An 18,123-nucleotide genomic window follows, 5' to 3' on the forward strand; every position below is an offset into this window, starting at 1 on the left:
CCGGGGCCGCCCTCGCCGTATAGGTGGGGGGTCGCCGGCACAGCCGTCGGCGATACTGGAAGACGCTGAAACGCATCAGGGAAAGGCCAAGACGTGACTGAGATCGAGATCGGGCGCGGCAAGCGCGGCCGCCGGGCGTACGCCTTCGACGACATCGCCGTCGTCCCCAGCCGCCGTACGCGGGACCCGAAGGAGGTCTCGATCGCCTGGCAGATCGACGCCTACCGCTTCGAGCTGCCGTTCCTGGCCGCCCCCATGGACTCCGTGGTCTCCCCGGCCACCGCGATCCGCATCGGTGAGCTGGGCGGCCTCGGCGTGCTGAACCTCGAGGGCCTGTGGACCCGGTACGAGGACCCGCAGCCGCTGCTGGACGAGATCGCCGAGCTGCCCGCCGAGCAGGCGACCCGCCGCCTCCAGGAGATCTACGCGGCGCCGATCAAGGAGGAGCTGATCGGCGCCCGCATCAAGGAGGTGCGCGACGCCGGTGTGGTCACCGCCGCCGCGCTCTCCCCGCAGCGCACCGCCCAGTTCTCCAAGGCGGTGGTGGACGCGGGCGTGGACATCTTCGTGATCCGGGGCACCACGGTGTCGGCGGAGCACGTGTCGTCCTCGCACGAGCCGCTGAACCTCAAGCAGTTCATCTACGAGCTGGACGTGCCGGTGATCGTCGGCGGCTGCGCCACGTACACCGCCGCGCTGCACCTGATGCGCACCGGTGCGGCCGGTGTGCTGGTCGGCTTCGGCGGTGGCGCCGCGCACACCACGCGCAACGTCCTCGGCATCCAGGTCCCGATGGCGACGGCCGTCGCCGACGTGGCCGCGGCCCGCCGGGACTACATGGACGAGTCCGGCGGCCGGTACGTGCACGTGATCGCGGACGGCGGTGTCGGCTGGTCCGGCGACCTGCCCAAGGCGATCGCCTGCGGCGCCGACGCCGTCATGATGGGCTCCCCGCTGGCCCGTGCGACGGACGCGCCCGGCAAGGGCCACCACTGGGGCATGGAGGCGGTCAACGAGGAACTGCCCCGCGGCAAGAAGGTGGGCCTCGGCACGGTCGGCACGATCGAGGAGATCCTCACCGGTCCGTCGCACACCCCGGACGGCTCGATGAACTTCTTCGGTGCACTGCGCCGCGCCATGGCCACCACCGGCTACAGCGAGCTGAAGGAGTTCCAGCGGGTCGAGGTGACGGTGGCGGACAGCCAGCACCGGCGGTAGTCGCCGGGCGGTCCCCGCGACGCCCCGAGGGCCGGTCGTCCCGAGCGGACGGCCGGCCCTTTCGCATGCCCGGGCGCTCGTGCCCGGGGGCGCACTGCGCGAAAGGGGGCGCACGGTTGTGTTCGGGGCGAATGTGGGCCGAACGGGCGTAGCGGGCCGGTGATGTCCGTGACCGGCGACCCGAGCTCTCTGGGCCGCCCCCTTCCAAGGATCTGGACCGGGCTCCCGCCCTCGGGGCCCGGCCCGAATTCCAGACGGACCGCCTACCGGGTCTCTGGGCGGCATCGTGGAAGGGGGCGCCCATGGGACGCCACCGCAAGCCCGACCGCTGGGACCGCACTCGCCTTTGGCTGGTGAAGTTCCGGAGGAGGTGGATCTTGCGGATCTTCGGATGGTGAGCGGCCACCCCTATGAGAACTAGGGGTGGACACTCCGTGATCCATCCAGGAGCCCGCCGTAGTTACCCGCTGCGGTGGGCTCCGTCTGTCCCCAAGGTACCGGCGGGGAATTTCCGACGCCACCAGTCCCCGGCCCCCACACCCCCGCGCGCCCCCTTTCACAACCGGTGCGCCGCCCCCGTGGGTGTGGCGCCCCGGGTGTCGAGCAGCAGCTGGGCCTTCACCGACAGGCCCTGCAAGTCGTACGTGCGGTGGTGCTGGAGCAGGATCGTGAGGTCGGCGTCGGCTGCGGCCTCGTAGAGGGAGTCGGCGCGCGGGACCGGGCGGTCCAGGACGTTCCAGGCGGGCACGTACGGGTCGTGGTAGCTCACGGACGCGCCGAACTCCATCAGCCGGACGGCGATCTCGCGCGCGGGCGTGCCCTGGAGGTCGGCGAGGTCGGGCTTGTAGGTGACGCCGAGCAACAGCACCCTGGCCCCGCGCGCGGACTTGCCGTGCTCGTTCAGGAGCGTGGCGGCGCGCTGGACGACGTACCGGGGCATCCGGCTGTTGACCTGCTGGGCCAGCTCGACCATGCGCAGGGTGCGGGTCGCGTGCCCGGTCAGGTCCTGTGCGGCGCCGTGCCCGCCGACGCCCGGGCCCGGCCGGAACGCCTGGAAGCCGAAGGGCTTGGTCTCCGCGCACCGGATGACGTCCCACAGGTCCACGCCCAGCTCGTGGCAGAGCACGGCCATCTCGTTGACCAGCGCGATGTTCACGTGCCGGTAGTTGGTCTCCAGCAACTGCACGGTCTCCGCCTCGCGCAGCCCGCGTGCGCGGACCACCTTGTCGGTGAGCCGGCCGTAGAACGCGGCGGCGGACTCGGTGCAGGCGGGGGTGAGACCGCCGATGACCCTCGGGGTGCAGGCCGGCGTGTGGGCTCGGCTGCCGGGGTCGACGCGGCTGGGGGAGTAGGCGAGGTGGAAGTCGCGGCCGGCCCGCAGACCCGAGCCGTCCTCCAGCAGCGGGCGCAGGAACTCCTCCGTGGTCCCGGGCAGTACGGGGGACTCCAGGATGACCGTGGTGTGCGGGCGCAGGTGTGCGGCCAGGGTGCGGGCGGCGGCCTCGACCTGGCCGAGGTCCAGGCCGCCGTCGGCGCCGCGCGGGGTGGGCGCGCAGATCACCGCGGTGCGCACCCGGCCGAGCTGGGCCGGGTCGGTGGCGAGCCGGAAGCCGGCGGAGTGCATCCGGCGCAGCTCGGCGGCGCTGAGCGGGCCCGTCTCGGGGCCGGTGGAGTAGCCGGCGGTGCGGACGCCGGCGGCGACGGCGGCCTGGGCGAGCGGCAGTCCGTAGGGGCCGAGTCCGATGACGGCGAGGTCTGCGGGCATGCGTGGGCCGTCCTTCCCAGTAGCCGAAGCGGGACAGGTGCGCAACCGCTGTGGACAGCAAGAGCGAGCGCACTGACAGACTAGGTACACATATGACCGTTATGTGTGATTGTGTTTGTGTGTCTTGCCGTGGTTGTGCGCGAGTTGTCCACAGGTGGGAGGCCCGTGGTGGCTGAAGCGGCGCATCGCGGTCATCATTTGGGCATGAGGAGGGCATGACGGGGCTACGCCCACCGGGTGCGGCCGACGCGAGCGAGTCAGCGACAGCGGGAGGCAGCGGTGAGGACAGCGACACTGGGGCCGGCGCAGCGCGCCGAGGCACTGGCGGCGATGGCGGAACGCGAGCTGGACGTGCTGGTGGTCGGCGGCGGCGTGGTCGGCGCCGGCACCGCGCTGGACGCGGTCACCCGCGGCCTGTCGACGGGCCTGGTCGAGGCCCGGGACTGGGCGTCCGGCACCTCCAGCCGGTCCAGCAAGCTCATCCACGGCGGCCTGCGCTATCTGGAAATGCTGGACTTCGCCCTGGTCCGCGAGGCCCTCAAGGAACGCGGCCTGCTGCTCGAACGCCTCGCCCCGCACCTGGTCAAACCGGTGCCGTTCCTCTACCCGCTCCAGCACAAGGGCTGGGAGCGGCTGTACGCGGGCTCGGGCGTCGCGCTGTACGACGCGATGTCGATGGCCCGCGGTCACGGCCGAGGGCTGCCCATGCACCGCCACCTGACCCGTCGTCACGCCCTGCGCGTGGCCCCCTGCCTGAAGAAGGACGCGCTCGTCGGCGCCCTCCAGTACTACGACGCCCAGATGGACGACGCCCGCTTCGTGGCCACCCTGGTGCGCACGGCGGCGTCGTACGGCGCGAAGGTGGCCAACCGCGCGCGCGTGACCGGGTTCCTGCGCGAGGGCGAGCGGGTCGTGGGCGCCCGGGTGCGGGACGTGGAGGGCGGCGGGGAGTACGAGATCCGCGCCCAGCAGGTCGTCAACGCCACCGGCGTGTGGACCGACGACACCCAGGCCATGGTGGGCGAGCGCGGGCAGTTCCACGTCCGCGCCTCCAAGGGCATCCACCTGGTCGTGCCCAAGGACCGCATCCATTCCACCACCGGCCTGATCCTGCGCACCGAGAAGTCCGTCCTGTTCGTCATCCCCTGGGGCCGGCACTGGATCATCGGCACCACCGACACCGACTGGGACCTGGACAAGGCCCACCCCGCCGCGTCCAGCGCCGACATCGACTACCTGCTGGAACACGTCAACTCGGTGCTGGCCGTCCCGCTCGCCCGCGACGACGTGCAGGGGGTGTACGCCGGGCTGCGCCCGCTGCTGGCCGGCGAGTCCGACGCCACCAGCAAGCTGTCCCGCGAGCACACGGTCGCCCATCCGGCGCCGGGGCTGGTGGTCGTGGCGGGCGGCAAGTACACGACCTACCGGGTGATGGCCAAGGACGCCGTCGACGAGGCGGTGCACGGCCTGGACATGCGCGTCGCCGACTGCGTCACCGAGGAGATCCCGCTGCTCGGCGCGGAGGGCTACCAGGCGCTGTGGAACGCGCGGGCACGCATCGCCGCCCGCACCGGACTGCACGTGGTCCGCGTGGAACACCTGCTCAACCGCTACGGCTCGCTGGCCGAGGAACTCCTGGAACTCATCGCCGCCGACCCCGCGCTCGGCGAACCGTTGCACGCCGCCGACGACTATCTGCGCGCCGAGGTGGTGTACGCCGCCTCGCACGAGGGCGCCCGGCACCTGGACGACGTCCTCACCCGCCGTACCCGCATCTCCATCGAGACCTTCGACCGGGGCACGCGCAGCGCCCGGGAGGCGGCCGAGCTGATGGCGCCGGTCCTCGGCTGGGACGCGGACCGGATAGCGCGCGAGGTCGAGCACTACGAGAAGCGGGTGGAGGCCGAGCGCGAGTCCCAGCTCCAGCCCGACGACCAGACGGCGGACGCGGCCCGGCTGGGGGCACCGGACATCGTGCCGCTGTAGGGCCCGCGGTCGCGGGGGCGGAACCGTGACCGAGTGCTGGTCAGGAGTGGCTTCCCGGGGGCTTTCGGAGGTCTGCTGACGTGCCGCCGGGGCGAGGGGCGGCGCCGGGAACACCGGTATGGACAGGACTGTCCGAAGCGTCGGCAGACCGGTTCCTCCGCTCTTACGACCCCTCATCCCGATAAGCGGAACGCCCGCTTCAAGAGGGCTTCCGCAGCGGAGAAGGCGGGGCCCGGCCAGGGGCACCCTGGGCGCCGGGCACTTGCCGGGTGAGAGACAATGGAGGCTCTGTCAGGGCGGGTTGTATGAGGGGACGCATGTCGGAGGCGGAGCGGGCGGGTACATCTCGTCAGGAGACTCGTCAGGACAAGAGCGAACGGCGTCTCCTCGCGGGGCGGTACCGGCTGGGGGACGTGCTGGGCCGCGGCGGTATGGGCACGGTCTGGCGCGCCGAGGACGAGACCCTCGGCCGGACGGTCGCCGTCAAGGAACTACGGTTCCCGTCGAACATCGACGAGGAGGAGAAGCGGCGCCTGATCACGCGTACCCTGCGCGAGGCCAAGGCGATCGCCCGGATCCGCAACAACAGCGCGGTGACGGTCTTCGACGTGGTCGACGAGGACGACCGGCCCTGGATCGTCATGGAGCTGGTCGAGGGCAAGTCCCTGGCCGAGGTCATCCGCGAGGACGGGGTGCTGACGCCGAGGCGCGCCGCCGAGGTCGGCCTCGCCATCCTGGACGTGCTGCGCTCCGCGCACCGGCAGGGAATCCTGCACCGGGACGTGAAGCCGTCCAACGTGCTCATCGCCGAGGACGGCCGGGTCGTGCTCACCGACTTCGGCATCGCGCAGGTCGAGGGCGACCCGTCCATCACCTCCACCGGCATGCTCGTCGGCGCCCCCTCCTACATCTCCCCGGAGCGCGCCCGCGGCCACAAGCCGGGACCGGCGGCCGACCTGTGGTCGCTCGGCGGTCTGCTGTACGCGGCGGTCGAGGGCACGCCCCCCTACGACAAGGGCTCGGCGATCGCCACGCTCACCGCGGTGATGACCGAGCCGCTGGAGGAGCCCAAGAACGCGGGGCCGCTGCGGGACGTCCTCTACGGCCTGCTGACCAAGGACCCGGCCAAGCGGCTCGACGACGCCGGGGCCCGGGCCATGCTCAACGCGGTGATCCACGCGCCCGAGCCGGAGCCGATGGACGCCACCCGGGTGGTTCCGCTGCCGGTCCAGCCCGGCGGGCCGGACGGCAAGCGGGGCGAGGAGGCCGGGGAGAAGCTGCGCGGCGCGCTGCGCTCGGTGCGCAAGGCGGCGGGCGCGGCCACCGGCGCCGCCACCACGCGGACCAGGAGCGGGAGCGCGCCGTCCGCGCCGCCCGCTCCCCGCCCGCCGCAGGCTCCCGGCGCGCTGCCGGGCGCCGGGAGTGCCGTCGCAGGCTCCCGGCCCGGTGCCGGAGGTTCCCCCGGCGGGGCGCGGCCCGGTTCCCCCGGTGGGGCGCGGGCGGGTGCCGTAGGGGGGCCCGGTGGCATCGCCGGGCCGAACTCCAGCGCGAACAAGCCGGCTTCCGGCTGGCCCGTCGTACCGCCGCCGGACCTGGACCTGCCGCCGCGGCCGGTGCCGAAGGCCCCGCTGACCGATGTGGTGCCCAAGCGCACGCTGGTGGTCATCGTCGCCGTGGTCGTGCTCGCGGTGCTCGGGACCGTGCTGGCCTTCGCCCTGAGCGACAGCGGCGACGACGGCAAGGGCAGCGGGGCCAAGCCCGCGGCCGGTGCCGGCGCGTCCGCCGAACAGGACAAGGACGCCGCCAAGGACCCGGACGGCGGGGCGCGGACGGACGGCGCCTCCTCGGCGTCCACCGCCACCGGTGCCGCCGCGGACACCGGCGCGAGCCCGGCCGCCGGCGACCCGGACGGCTCCGGCGACTCCGCCGCGCCCGCCGGCGAGGACGGCGGGAGCGCGCCGGTCGAGAGCACCCGCAAGGGCGGCCAGGGCTACTCGATCGGGCTGCCCAAGGGATGGAAGTACCAGACCACCGGCCGGTCCGGGGACCGCTACACCGGTCCGCAGGGGCAGAAGCTGCTCGTCGCCTGGACCGGTACGCCCAAGGACGACCCGGTGGCGGACTGGCGGAACCAGGAGCGGTACATGGTGCGCCCCCAGTACCACAAGGTCCGTATAGAGAAGGTGGGTTACCGCGGCTGGAACACGGCCGACTGGGAGTTCACCTACGTCGACGACGGCACCAGACTCCGCACGATCGACCGGGGTTTCGTGGTGAACGACCACCTCGGTTACGCGCTGATGTACACCGCGCGGGACGCCGACTGGCACGGTGACCTGCGCAAGGACACCTGGAAGACGCTGACGAAGTCCTTCCGGCCCAAGTCGTAGACACCCCGCGTCGGTTCGGCGCAGGAGAACACTCCGGTTCGGTGCCTGAGAATCCGTCATCCGGACCGTGCGGGTTGCCTCTGGCACGTATCGTGAAGGGTCGCGGACCGTACGCAGCCGCGGGTGTGTGCGCAACGGGTCGTATGACGAACGGACATGACCAGCCGGGCGGCCGAGGGAGGCACAGTGGACGACTACGCGGGCCGGGTGCTCGCCGACCGCTACCGCCTGCCGTTGCCGCCGTCCGACGCGTACGAGTTCACCGAGAACCGCGCCTTCGACACCTACAGCGGCCAGGAAGTCCTTGTCCGGCAGGTGCCGTTGCCGGAGGTCGTCGAGGCCGAGGTGCTCGACGCCGAAGGGCTGCCCGAGGGGTTCACCGCACGTCAGCGCCCGTCCCGCCGGCCGGCGGAGGCCAGGGGCGCCACCCGGCAGCCCGCCGACCCGGCGGTACGGCGCGCCGTCGAGGCCGCGCAGGCCGCGGCCCGCGTGCCCGACCACCCGCGCCTGGACCAGGTCTTCGACGTGTTCGCCGAGGGCGGGTCCCTGTGGATCGTCAGCGAACTGGTGGCCGCGCGTCCGCTGGCCGCGCTGCTCACCGAGCGGCCGCTGACGCCGTACCGGGCGGCCGAGGTCGCCTCCGACGTGCTCATGGCCCTCCGGGTGCTGCACGCCCACGGCTGGGTGCACCGCAACATCACCGTCCGCACGGTTCTGGTCTGTGACGACGGCCGGGTGGTGCTGAGCGGTCTCGCGGCGGGCGCGGCGGAGGAGGCGCTCTGCGGGTACGACCCGGTGCCGCCCACCGAGGACCCGGCGGGCGGCGGGGGCACGGGGGAGGCTCTCGGCACCGGCCCGGCCGGGTATGCGGGCTGGGCGGAGGCGGAGGGCGCGGAGGGCGCGGAGAACGCCGGGGTCCCTGCTGGTTCCGGTGGTCCTGACGGTTCTTTCGGTGCCGGCGGCTCCGGGGGTCCCGGCAGTTTCGGTGGTGCCGGCGTCTCCGGTGGTGTGGCGGACGTCGATCCCGAGGCCGCGCGGCGGGCCGCCATCCAGGCCCGGGCCGCCGGAGCGCTGCCCGCGCCCGGCGGGGACGGGGTCTCCGGCGCGGCGGGGCAGCCCGCTCTGGAGACCGGTTCCGACGTCCGGGCCGCGCGGGCCGGGGCCATCGCCGCCTACCGCGCGGGCGCCCGGGCCGCCGCCCGGGTGCACGAGGCGGAGCACGGCCGGCGCCCCGCCCTGCCCGGCGCCCGCCCCCCGGCCGACGCGGCCGCCGACTCCGGCCGGACCGACGACCCGGCAGAACCCTCGTACCCCCCGGAGCCCGGCGGCGCGGTGCCGCCCGGCCGCATAGCCGACCCGTACGGTGTGCGCGGCGCCCCCTGGCACGGTGCCGCGCCGCGCCCCGGATCCGGCGGCACCTCCCAGGACAGCGGTACGCCCCAGGCCCTGGACGGCGGCACCCGGCGACTGGGCCTGCCCCCGGCACAGCCGCGACCCGGCCGTGTCCCGCCCCAGGCCCGCGACAGGCAGCGCCCCCCGGCCGACGGCCCCGGCGGGCTGCCGGCATCCGGCTCCGGTCCTGCGGCGCCGGCTCCCGCCAACCCCGCAGGGCTGCCGGCACCCGGCCCCGGCCACACGTCTGCGGCCCCGACCGGCCCCGGCACGTCCGCGTCCGGCTCAGGCCGCCCCTTCGACCCCTACGGCCCCTCGGAGTCCGGGCCCGTTCCCGGCCACCCCTCCGAGCCGTACGGCTCCTCGGAGTCCGGCCTCGCTCCCGTCCGCCGTCACGACCCCGGCCGGCCCTCGGATGCGGCCCCCGCCCCCGGTTGGGACGCCCCCGGTGCCGTACGCCGAGGTCCCCGCAGTGCGCTTGCCGCCGAGCGGGCGCGGCAGGTGCGGATGGCCGTGGTGGGGCCGGTGACGGAGCGGTGGGCGCCGGAGCAGGCCGGGCCCGTGCACGAGAACTGGCAGCTGGCCGCGCCCATCGGTCCCGCCACCGACCTGTGGGCGCTGGGGGCGCTGCTGTTCCGCGCCGTACAGGGACACGCGCCGTACCCGGAGGAGTCCACGGCCGAACTGGTGCAGCTGGTGTGCGCCGAGCCGCCCGCCTTCGCCGAGGAGTGCGGACCGCTGCGCCCGGTCGTGGAGTCGCTGCTGCGTCAGGACCCCACCGAGCGGCCGGACATGGAGGAACTGAGCGGCTGGCTGCGCTCCCTGGTGCGGTCCGCGCCCGAGCCGGAGGCCGGTACCCGGGTCGTCCCCGTGCCGCCCGCCGACCCGAGCCGGCTGCCGATCGTGCGGCGCCGGGGTGAACTGGTGCGCCGCCGCCGTCGTTCCGGCGCGGTCGCGGCGGGCCCGCACGGCCGGCACAAGCGGGCCCCCGGGGGCGCCCGTTCGCCGCGCAGCCTCGGCCGGACCCTGCTCCTGCTGATACTGCTCCTGCTGGCGGGCGGGATCGCCTACGCGATGCTCTTCATGCCCAAGCAGGAGACCGGCGGGGACCGTACCGGCAGCGCCGGGCGGACGGGTCCGCTGCCCGCGCAGACCCGGCAGCCCTCCGCCGGGCAGAGCACCCCGGACGAGGGCACCTCCGCGCCTGCGACCGAGACCCAGACCGGCGGGGACCCCGCCGTGCCCGACGGGTTCACCCTGCGCAAGGACCCCGACGGCTTCCGGGTCGCCGTCGCCGAGGGCTGGGACCGCAGCCCCAGGAACGGCAGCGGCCAGGTGGTCTACGCCCACGGGGACTTCGAGCTGATCGTCGTACCGGGCCGGGACGGCGCGTCCGCCTACGGCAGCGACCCGATGGCCTACCAGCGGGACAAGGAGCGGGAACTCCAGCCGTACCGCGACTCCAGCTGGTCCACGGCGAGCGGTCTGCGGACCACCGAGGTGGGCGGACGGACCATGGCCGAGGGGCAGTTCACGTGGACCGACGGGCAGGGACGGGACCGGTACGTGCGGAACATGGCGCTGCTGCTGAACGGCCGCTACCACATCGTGCAGGTACGCGGCCCGGAAGCCGAGCGGGACCAGGTGACCCGGCTGTACGAGCAGGCCGTGGCGACGTATCGCTACACGGGTTGAGCTGCGCGTACACAGGGACCACGGTTCCCCCCTCTCGCGCGGAAACGACCATCGTCACAGTGCGGTCACCGGTGTACCCCGCTGGTTCCCTGGGGGGAGGCCGGTCCTTAGTCTGGCCCTGTCAAGAGCATTGCGGGGCAACGTGAATCAGAAGCAGGGTCTGCTCGTAGCAGGCCGCTACCGGCTCGCCGATTCCATCGGCAGCGGCGGCATGGGCCGGGTGTGGCGCGCCCACGACGAGGTGCTGCACCGGATGGTCGCCGTCAAGGAGCTGACCGCCGCGCTCTACGCCTCCGACGGCGACCGGGCCGTGCTGCTCGCCCGGACCCGTGCCGAGGCGCGGGCCGCCGCGCGCATCAACCACTCCGCGGTCGTCACCGTGCACGATGTGCTCGAACACGACGGCCGGCCGTGGATCGTGATGGAACTGGTCGAGGGCGACTCGCTGGCCGACGTGGTCCGGGAGCGGGGCCGCGTGGAGCCGGCGGAGGCCGCCTGGATAGGGCTGTGGGTGCTGCGGGCGCTGCGCGCCGCGCACGCCGCCGGTGTGCTGCACCGGGACGTCAAGCCCGGCAACGTCCTGCTCGGCAAGGACCGTCGGGTGCTGCTGACGGACTTCGGCATCGCCCAGATAGAGGGCGACTCCACCATCACCCGCACCGGTGAGGTCGTCGGCTCCGTCGACTACCTGGCCCCCGAGCGGGTGCGCGGGCACGACCCCGGCCCGGCCTCCGACCTGTGGGCGCTCGGCGCCACGCTGTACACGGCGGTCGAGGGCCGCTCGCCGTTCCGGCGGACCTCGCCGCTGAGCACCATGCAGGCGATCGTCGAGGAGGACACGGACGCCCCGCGCCACGCCGGTCCGCTCGCTCCGGTCATCGCCGCCCTGCTGTGCAAGGACCCGGCCGGGCGGCCCGGCGTCGAGGAGGCGGAGCGGATGCTCGCCGAGGCGGCGGAGGGGCGCACGCCGCGCACCGCGCGGGACGCGCGGGAGTTCCCGCCGGCCCGGGGCGCGGGCGGGCACACCCCCGGGGCGGCCGATCCGGGCCATCGCCCGCACGGTTACCCGACGGGCGGCACCCTTCCCGGAGCCATGGGCGCGACCGGTGCCGGCACCGGTCCGACGGCCGTGGCACCCGTACCGTCCGGCCCGGCCGGCGTCCCGGCCCGGCCCCGCCGCCGGCTGCGCACCCTCGCGCTCGTCGTGGCCCTCGCGGCCGTGCTCGGCGCCGGCGCCGCGGTGGCCGTGCAGAAGTGGAGCACCACCGGGGACGGCGGCGCCCCGAACGGAGGCCCGGCCACGCCGTCCACCTCCGTGAGCGGCAGCGCCACGCCCGGCACCGACGGCACGATCCCGGCCTCCTGGCGCCGCTACGACGACGAGTGGGGCTTCGGTCTCTACCTGCCCGAGGGCTGGTCGCGCAGGGTCGTCGGGGTGCCCGGCGACCTCCGGCAGGTCGACTACACGCCCGACGGCGGCGAGCACTTCGTCCGCATCGCCATCGACACCTCGCCCGACTTCAAGGACGCCTACTCCCACCAGCTCGACCTGGACGGCCAGCTCTCCCGGCGGCTGGCCGACTACCAGCGGGTCCGGCTGGAGAAGAACGTCTACCGCGACCTCGGCGGCTCCGTCTGGGAGTACACCTGGACCGCGCTGGCGAAGGACAGCGCCTTCCCGGGGCCGCGGCGCGCCGCGGAGGAGACGTACATCTCGCGCGACGGCACCGAGTACGTGATCTACATATCCTCGCCCGCCGCGGACTGGGACCGGACCAGCAAGCAGTTCAAGGCGGTGCTCCAGGGCTGGCAGGAGCCGCGCTGAACCCAGCGCCCCGGACTGCGCCGTCCGCGCCGGGAACGGCTGTCCGACCGGTGATCCGCATGCCCCCGGACCGCGACCGGATTTCGAGGACACGGGCGCCCGCTGCGGCATGATGGGGCGCATGGGGACCGAGGGAGCCGGCGGCTTCCGGCTGATCGCGGGCCGTTACCGCCTGGAGGAACGCGTCGGACGCGGCGGCATGGGCGTCGTGTGGCGGGCGAGCGACGAGGTGCTGGGCCGTCGGGTGGCGGTCAAGGAGTTCCTTCCGGACGACTCGCTCCCGGACGACGACGCGCGCCGCCGCCGCGACCGTACCTTCCGCGAGGCCCGCGCGGTCTGCCAGTTACGGCATCCGCACATCATCGTCGTCCACGACGTGGTGGAGCACGACGGCCGGCCGTATCTCGTGATGGAACTGGTCGACGGCCCGTCACTCGCCGAACGGATCGCCCGGGACGGCCCGGTCGGCCCCGCCGAGGCCGCGCGGATCGGCATCGCCCTGCTGAGCGCGGTGCACACCGCCCACGAGGCGGGCGTGCTGCACCGGGACATCAAGCCCGCGAACGTCCTGATCGAGTCCGGCACCGACCGGGTCGTGCTCACCGATTTCGGCATCGCCCAGGTCGAGGGCGCCACCACGCTCACCGAGACCGGCTCCTTCGTGGGCTCGCCCGAATACACCGCGCCGGAGCGGATGTCCGGGCTGCGCACCGGGCCGGAGTCCGACCTGTGGTCGCTGGGCGCGCTGCTGTGCACGGCGCTCAGCGGTGAATCGCCGTTCCGGCGCGACTCGCTGGGCGGCATCCTGCACGCTGTCGTCTCCGCCGAGATCCGTCCGCCGGCCCAGGCCGAGCCGCTGCTGCCCGTCGTCCTGGGGCTGCTGGAGCGCGATCCCGACCGGCGGCTGGGCGCGGCGGACGCCGAGTGGATGCTGCGGACGTACCTGGAGACCGGCCGGACCCCGGCCGCGCCGGGCGGCCACCGTCCGGCGGGGGCGCACGGCGTCGGGCGCCTGCACCGGATCGGCGGCGGCCGCACCCACAAGTCCCCGGTGGCCTACTCGCCGACCCGCCCGGACCTGCCCCACGGGCCGCCGCCGCTCGGTCCCGCCCACCCGAATGCACAGCCGCCCCCGGCCCGCCCGGCCCCGCGCGGGGCGCTGGTGGCGGCGCTGCTCGTCGCCGCGCTGGCCGGTGCGGGCGTGTCGGCCGCCACGCTGCTGTTGCACCAGAGCGGGGGCACCGGCGGCGGCACCCCGGGCGGCACGGCCACCACCCCGGCGACCGGCACCACGGGTACGGCACCCACCCCGACGCCGGCCACTCCCTCCGGGCGCACCAGCCCGCCCGGCACCGGCGCGCACACCGCGCCCTCCGGTTACCGCACGGCCCACGACCCGGCCGGCTTCTCCCTCGCCGTCCCGGAGGACTTCGTCCGCAGCCCGCGCGGCGAACGCGTCTACTACCTCTCGCCGGGGCAGACCTTCCGCCTCGGGGTCAAGGTCACCGGCCCGCAGCCCGGCGGCCCCCGGGGCGTGCTGGAGCGGTCCGCCGCCGCCGGCCCCGAGAACAACCCCGGTTACCACGACGGCCGGGTCACCCCCACCACGCACGCCGGACACCGGGCCGCCTTCTGGGAGTTCACCTGGAACGGCTTCAGCCCGGCGGAGGGCCCGCGCCACACCTACGACCTGTGCTGGGAGGAGAACGGCAGGCTGTACGACGTGTGGGTGTCCGCGCCGGTCGGCAAGGTCCGCGAGGCGCGGGAGTACTTCGACGTGGCCGTGGACACCTTTTCGGCCGGCGGATGAGGGCCGCCGTACGAGGGCTGCCCCGTTGCGACGGCGGCGCCGGGCACGCTCGTCCCGCTCCGCCGCCGTACCCCGGGGCCCCTCGCCCCGGCGCCGGCGAAAAAACCCGGAGCCGGCTGATCGTCCCCCGCCAACGCCCTGATCAGCGCATTCTCTGCCAGTGATCACTGGCAGGATGTGAGCGGTCGGTGAATCCGCGTTACCGACGGGTACACAAAGGCCGTGCCGCGGCATACCCTGCGCGTCATGACGGACACGCAGGCCCCGGACATCGCCGGTACCAACCCGCTCGCGCCCGCTCCCGACGGCGCCCGTACCGCCGCCGACGTGGTCACCCCGCAGCTGCTGGCCCGGCTCACCAAGGGCGTCACAGGCTCCGGCCGTACCGCCAGTCACGCCCCCTTCACCGGTGAGAAGCTGGCCGACCTGCCCGAGTCCACCCCGGACGACGTCCGGGACGCCTTCGCGGCGGCCCGCGCCGCGCAGACCGTGTGGGCGGCGACCCCGGTACGGCAGCGCGCCGCCGTGCTGCTGCGCTTCCACGACCTGGTGCTGGAGCGGCAGGCCGAAGTACTGGACCTGATCCAGCTGGAGACCGGCAAGGCCCGCCTGCACGCGCACGAGGAGGTACAGGCCGTCGCCGTCGCCGCCCGGCACTACGGCCGCCGCGCCGCCGCCTATCTGCGGCCCAGGCGGCACACCGGCGCCGTCCCGGTCCTGACGAAGGTCACCGAACTGCGCCATCCGCGCGGGGTGGTGGGCCAGATCGCCCCCTGGAACTACCCGCTGGAGCTGTCCGTCGGCGACGCCCTGCCCGCCTTCGTCGCGGGCAACGCCGTGGTGATGAAGCCGGACACCGAGACCTGCCTCACCGCGCTGTGGGCGCGGGACCTGCTGATCGAGGCCGGGCTGCCCGACGGCGTCTTCCAGGTCGTCCTCGGCGAGGGCCCGGTCGTCGGCCCCGAGCTGGTCAGGCACGCCGACTACGTCTCCTTCACCGGCTCCACCCGCACCGGCCGCGAGGTCGCCGTGGGCGCCGCCGCCCGCCTGGTCGGCGTCTCCCTCGAACTCGGCGGCAAGAACGCCATGCTGGTGCTGGACGACGCCGACATCGAGAAGGCCGCCGCCGGTGCCGTCCGGGCCTGCTTCTCCTCCGCCGGCCAGCTGTGCATCTCCATCGAGCGGCTCTACGTCCACGAGTCCGTCGCCGACACCTTCCTGGACCGGTTCGCCGCCCGCACCAAGGCCATGCGGCTCGGCAACTTCCTCGCCTACGGCGCCGACATGGGCTCGCTGGTCGGCGAACGCCAGCTGAAGACCGTCCAGCGGCACGTCGAGGAGGCCGTCGCCAAGGGCGCCGAGGTGATCGCGGGCGGTGTGGCCCGCCCCGACATCGGCCCGTACTTCTTCGAGCCCACCATCCTCGACGGCGTCGAGCCCGCCATGGCCGTCTGCGAGGAGGAGACCTTCGGCCCGGTCGTCTCCGTCTACCGCTTCCGGACCGACGACGAGGCGGTGGAGCGCGCCAACGCCACGCCGTACGGCCTGAACGCGTCCGTGTGGACGACGAACGCCCGCCGCGGCCGGGACATCGCCGCCCGTCTGCGCACCGGCACCGTCAACGTCAACGAGGGCTACGCGCCCGCCTACGGCAGCGCCCAGTCCCCGATGGGCGGCATGAAGGACTCCGGCCTCGGCCGCCGCCACGGCTCCGAGGGCATCCTCAAGTACACCGAGGCCCAGACCGTCGCCCAGCAGCGGCTGCTGCCCATGGCGCCCTCGCTGGGCATGGACGACGAGGCGTACGCCCGGTTCATGAGCACGAGCCTGCGTCTGATGAAGGCCTTCCGGTTCAGGTAACCGACCCCAGGGGCGCGGGGAACCGCGCGCGCAACCACAGACGGCCCGCACGCACCACTCAACGAGGAGAACACGTGCCCCAGGACGCCTACGATTACGACGTCATCATCGTCGGCTCCGGCTTCGGCGGCTCGGTGTCCGCCCTGCGCCTGACGGAAAAGGGCTACAAAGTCGGTGTACTGGAAGCGGGCCGCCGCTTCACCCGCGCCACCCTCCCGAAGAACTCCTGGGACCTGAAGAACTACCTCTGGGCGCCCCGGCTCGGCATGTACGGCATCCAGCGCATCCACCTGCTGGGCAACGTCATGGTGCTGGCCGGCGCGGGCGTCGGCGGCGGCTCGCTCAACTACGCCAACACCCTCTACGTACCGCCGAAGGCGTTCTTCGACGACCCCCAGTGGCGGCACATCACCGACTGGCAGGAGGAGTTGAAGCCGTACTACGACCAGGCCCGGCGCATGCTCGGGGTGCGGCTCAACCCCACCATGACCCCCTCCGACGTCCATCTGAAGGCGGCGGCCGGGCGGATGGGCGTCGGCGACACCTTCCATGCCGCCCCGGTGGGCGTGTTCTTCGGGGACGGCCAGGACGCCGACGGCAAGGCGACGGCCCGGCCCGGCGAGCGGGTGCCCGACCCGTACTTCGGCGGGGCCGGGCCCGACCGGCGGGCCTGCACCGAGTGCGGCGAGTGCATGACCGGCTGCCGGCACGGCGCGAAGAACACCCTCAACGAGAACTACCTCCACCTCGCCGAGAAGGCGGGCGCGGTCGTCCACCCCATGACCACGGTCGTGTCCGTCACCGACGACTCGCGCGGCGGCTACGCGGTCGCGACCCTGCCCACGGACCGGAAACGGAAGGCCGACGGCCGGATCCTCACCGCCCGCAGGGTCGTCCTCGCGGCCGGCACCTACGGCACCCAGACCCTGCTGCACCGCATGAAGGCGGGCCGCCAGCTGCCGTACCTGTCCCCCCGGCTCGGCGACCTGACCCGCACCAACTCCGAGGCGCTGGTGGGCGCGCAGACCGACGACCGCCGCTACCGCCGGGCGACCGGCGCGCCGAGGGCCGACTTCACCCGGGGCGTCGCCATCACCTCCTCGATCCACCCCGACGAGAACACCCACATCGAGCCGGTCCGCTACGGCAAGGGCTCCAACGCGATGGGCAGCCTGTCCATCCTCCAGGTGCCGTACACGGAAGGGTCCTCGCGCGTGCTGGCCTGGCTGGCGAACGCGGCCCGGCACCCGGTCCAGGTCGCCCGCTCGCTGTCCAACCGGCGCTGGTCGGAGCGGACCATCATCGGCCTGGTCATGCAGTCCCTGGACAACTCGCTGACCACGTACCTGAAGCCCGCCGGGCCCGGCAGGGGCCTGCTCACCGCCCGGCAGGGGCACGGCGCGCCCAACCCCAAGCAGATCAGGGCCGCGACCGAGGCCGCCTCCGCGCTCGCCGCCGAGATCAACGGCTTCGCCGGCAGCAACATCGGCGAGCTGATGGGCACCCCGCTCACCGCGCACTTCCTCGGCGGCTGCCCCATCGGCGACTCCCCGGAGACCGGTGTGATCGACCCCTACCACCGGCTCTACGGCCACCCCGGCATCTCGGTCGTGGACGGCGCCGCGGTCTCGGCGAACCTGGGCGTCAACCCGTCGCTGACGATCACCGCGCAGGCGGAGCGGGCGATGTCGTTCTGGCCGAACAAGGGCGAGGAGGATCCGCGTCCGGCGCAGGGAGCGGCGTACGAGCGGCTGGCGCCGGTGGAGCCCAAGGCGCCGGTGGTCCCGGCGGACGCGTTCGGCGCGCTGCGGCTGCCGTTCCTGGGAGTGCCGGCGGTGCCGCCGAAGAAGTGACCGGCACGAGGGACGGGACCTGCATCCCCCTCCGAAAGCAGGTCCCGGCCACCGCTTCTTGATCCGGCAGGTTTGATCAACCGAGAGCTGGAAGGGTTGCTCGCCAAGGCCGCACTTTGTGTGTGATCTAAGTCACAGTACGTGGGTGTGGTCGGGCGGGCAGGGCGAAGGGCCCCGCGGGACGGAGGGGCCGCGGGGCCCTTGCTCGAATCGGCGCCGATGCCCGGGACCGGCGCCGCGCCACGTACTGTCTGCGGTTTTCCGCCGGCCGGCCCCGGGCGTCCCCGGAGCCGGCCGTTCTCTTCGATGACCGGGCAGCTGTCCCCTGC

At 74.0% G+C, this 18,123-nt stretch carries 9 protein-coding genes; 8 read left to right on the forward strand and 1 reads right to left on the reverse strand.

The window, feature by feature from the left end:
• The first annotated feature begins 93 nt into the window (after positions 1-93).
• On the forward strand, positions 94-1,218 hold the full coding sequence (locus tag HB370_RS24430) for a GuaB3 family IMP dehydrogenase-related protein (RefSeq protein WP_030601053.1): 1,125 nt from the start codon (positions 94-96) through the stop codon (positions 1,216-1,218).
• Between the two features lie 556 nt (positions 1,219-1,774).
• Here the strand turns inward: HB370_RS24430 and HB370_RS24435 are convergent.
• Complete coding sequence (locus HB370_RS24435; RefSeq protein WP_030794384.1) at positions 1,775-2,983, reverse strand: nucleotide sugar dehydrogenase; 1,209 nt, start codon at positions 2,981-2,983, stop codon at positions 1,775-1,777.
• A 279-nt stretch (positions 2,984-3,262) separates the two neighbouring features.
• Here HB370_RS24435 and HB370_RS24440 point away from each other — a divergent pair, with 279 nt between their 5' ends.
• The 7 genes from HB370_RS24440 (at position 3,263) to HB370_RS24470 (ending at position 17,794) form a co-directional block, all read left to right on the forward strand.
• Positions 3,263-4,969 carry a glycerol-3-phosphate dehydrogenase/oxidase gene (locus HB370_RS24440; protein WP_030794387.1) on the forward strand — a complete coding sequence of 569 codons (1,707 nt, stop codon included), beginning with the start codon at positions 3,263-3,265 and terminating at the stop codon, positions 4,967-4,969.
• A gap of 317 nt (positions 4,970-5,286) precedes the next feature.
• A complete protein-coding gene (locus HB370_RS24445) occupies positions 5,287-7,359 on the forward strand; it encodes a serine/threonine-protein kinase (protein WP_030794390.1) in 2,073 nt (690 codons plus the stop codon).
• Positions 7,360-7,515: 156 nt separating this feature from the next.
• A complete protein-coding gene (locus HB370_RS24450) occupies positions 7,516-10,446 on the forward strand; it encodes a protein kinase (protein WP_244405626.1) in 2,931 nt (976 codons plus the stop codon).
• Between the two features lie 142 nt (positions 10,447-10,588).
• Entirely contained in the window at positions 10,589-12,271 is a 1,683-nt protein-coding gene (locus HB370_RS24455; protein WP_030794396.1) for a serine/threonine-protein kinase, read from the forward strand.
• 121 nt (positions 12,272-12,392) lie between these two features.
• Positions 12,393-14,081 (forward strand): serine/threonine-protein kinase, encoded by a 1,689-nt coding sequence (locus HB370_RS24460; RefSeq protein ID WP_030794398.1) that lies wholly within the window; start codon positions 12,393-12,395, stop codon positions 14,079-14,081.
• Positions 14,082-14,327: 246 nt separating this feature from the next.
• Entirely contained in the window at positions 14,328-15,941 is a 1,614-nt protein-coding gene (locus HB370_RS24465) for a succinic semialdehyde dehydrogenase (RefSeq protein ID WP_030794401.1), read from the forward strand.
• Between the two features lie 74 nt (positions 15,942-16,015).
• The gene (locus tag HB370_RS24470) at positions 16,016-17,794 is read left to right on the forward strand and encodes a GMC family oxidoreductase (protein ID WP_030794404.1); all 1,779 of its coding nucleotides are present in this window, start codon (positions 16,016-16,018) and stop codon (positions 17,792-17,794) included.
• The last annotated feature ends 329 nt before the right edge of the window (positions 17,795-18,123 follow it).

Origin of the sequence: Streptomyces sp. DSM 40868, assembly GCF_011820545.1 — a bacterium.
GTDB lineage: Bacteria > Actinomycetota > Actinomycetes > Streptomycetales > Streptomycetaceae > Streptomyces > Streptomyces eurythermus.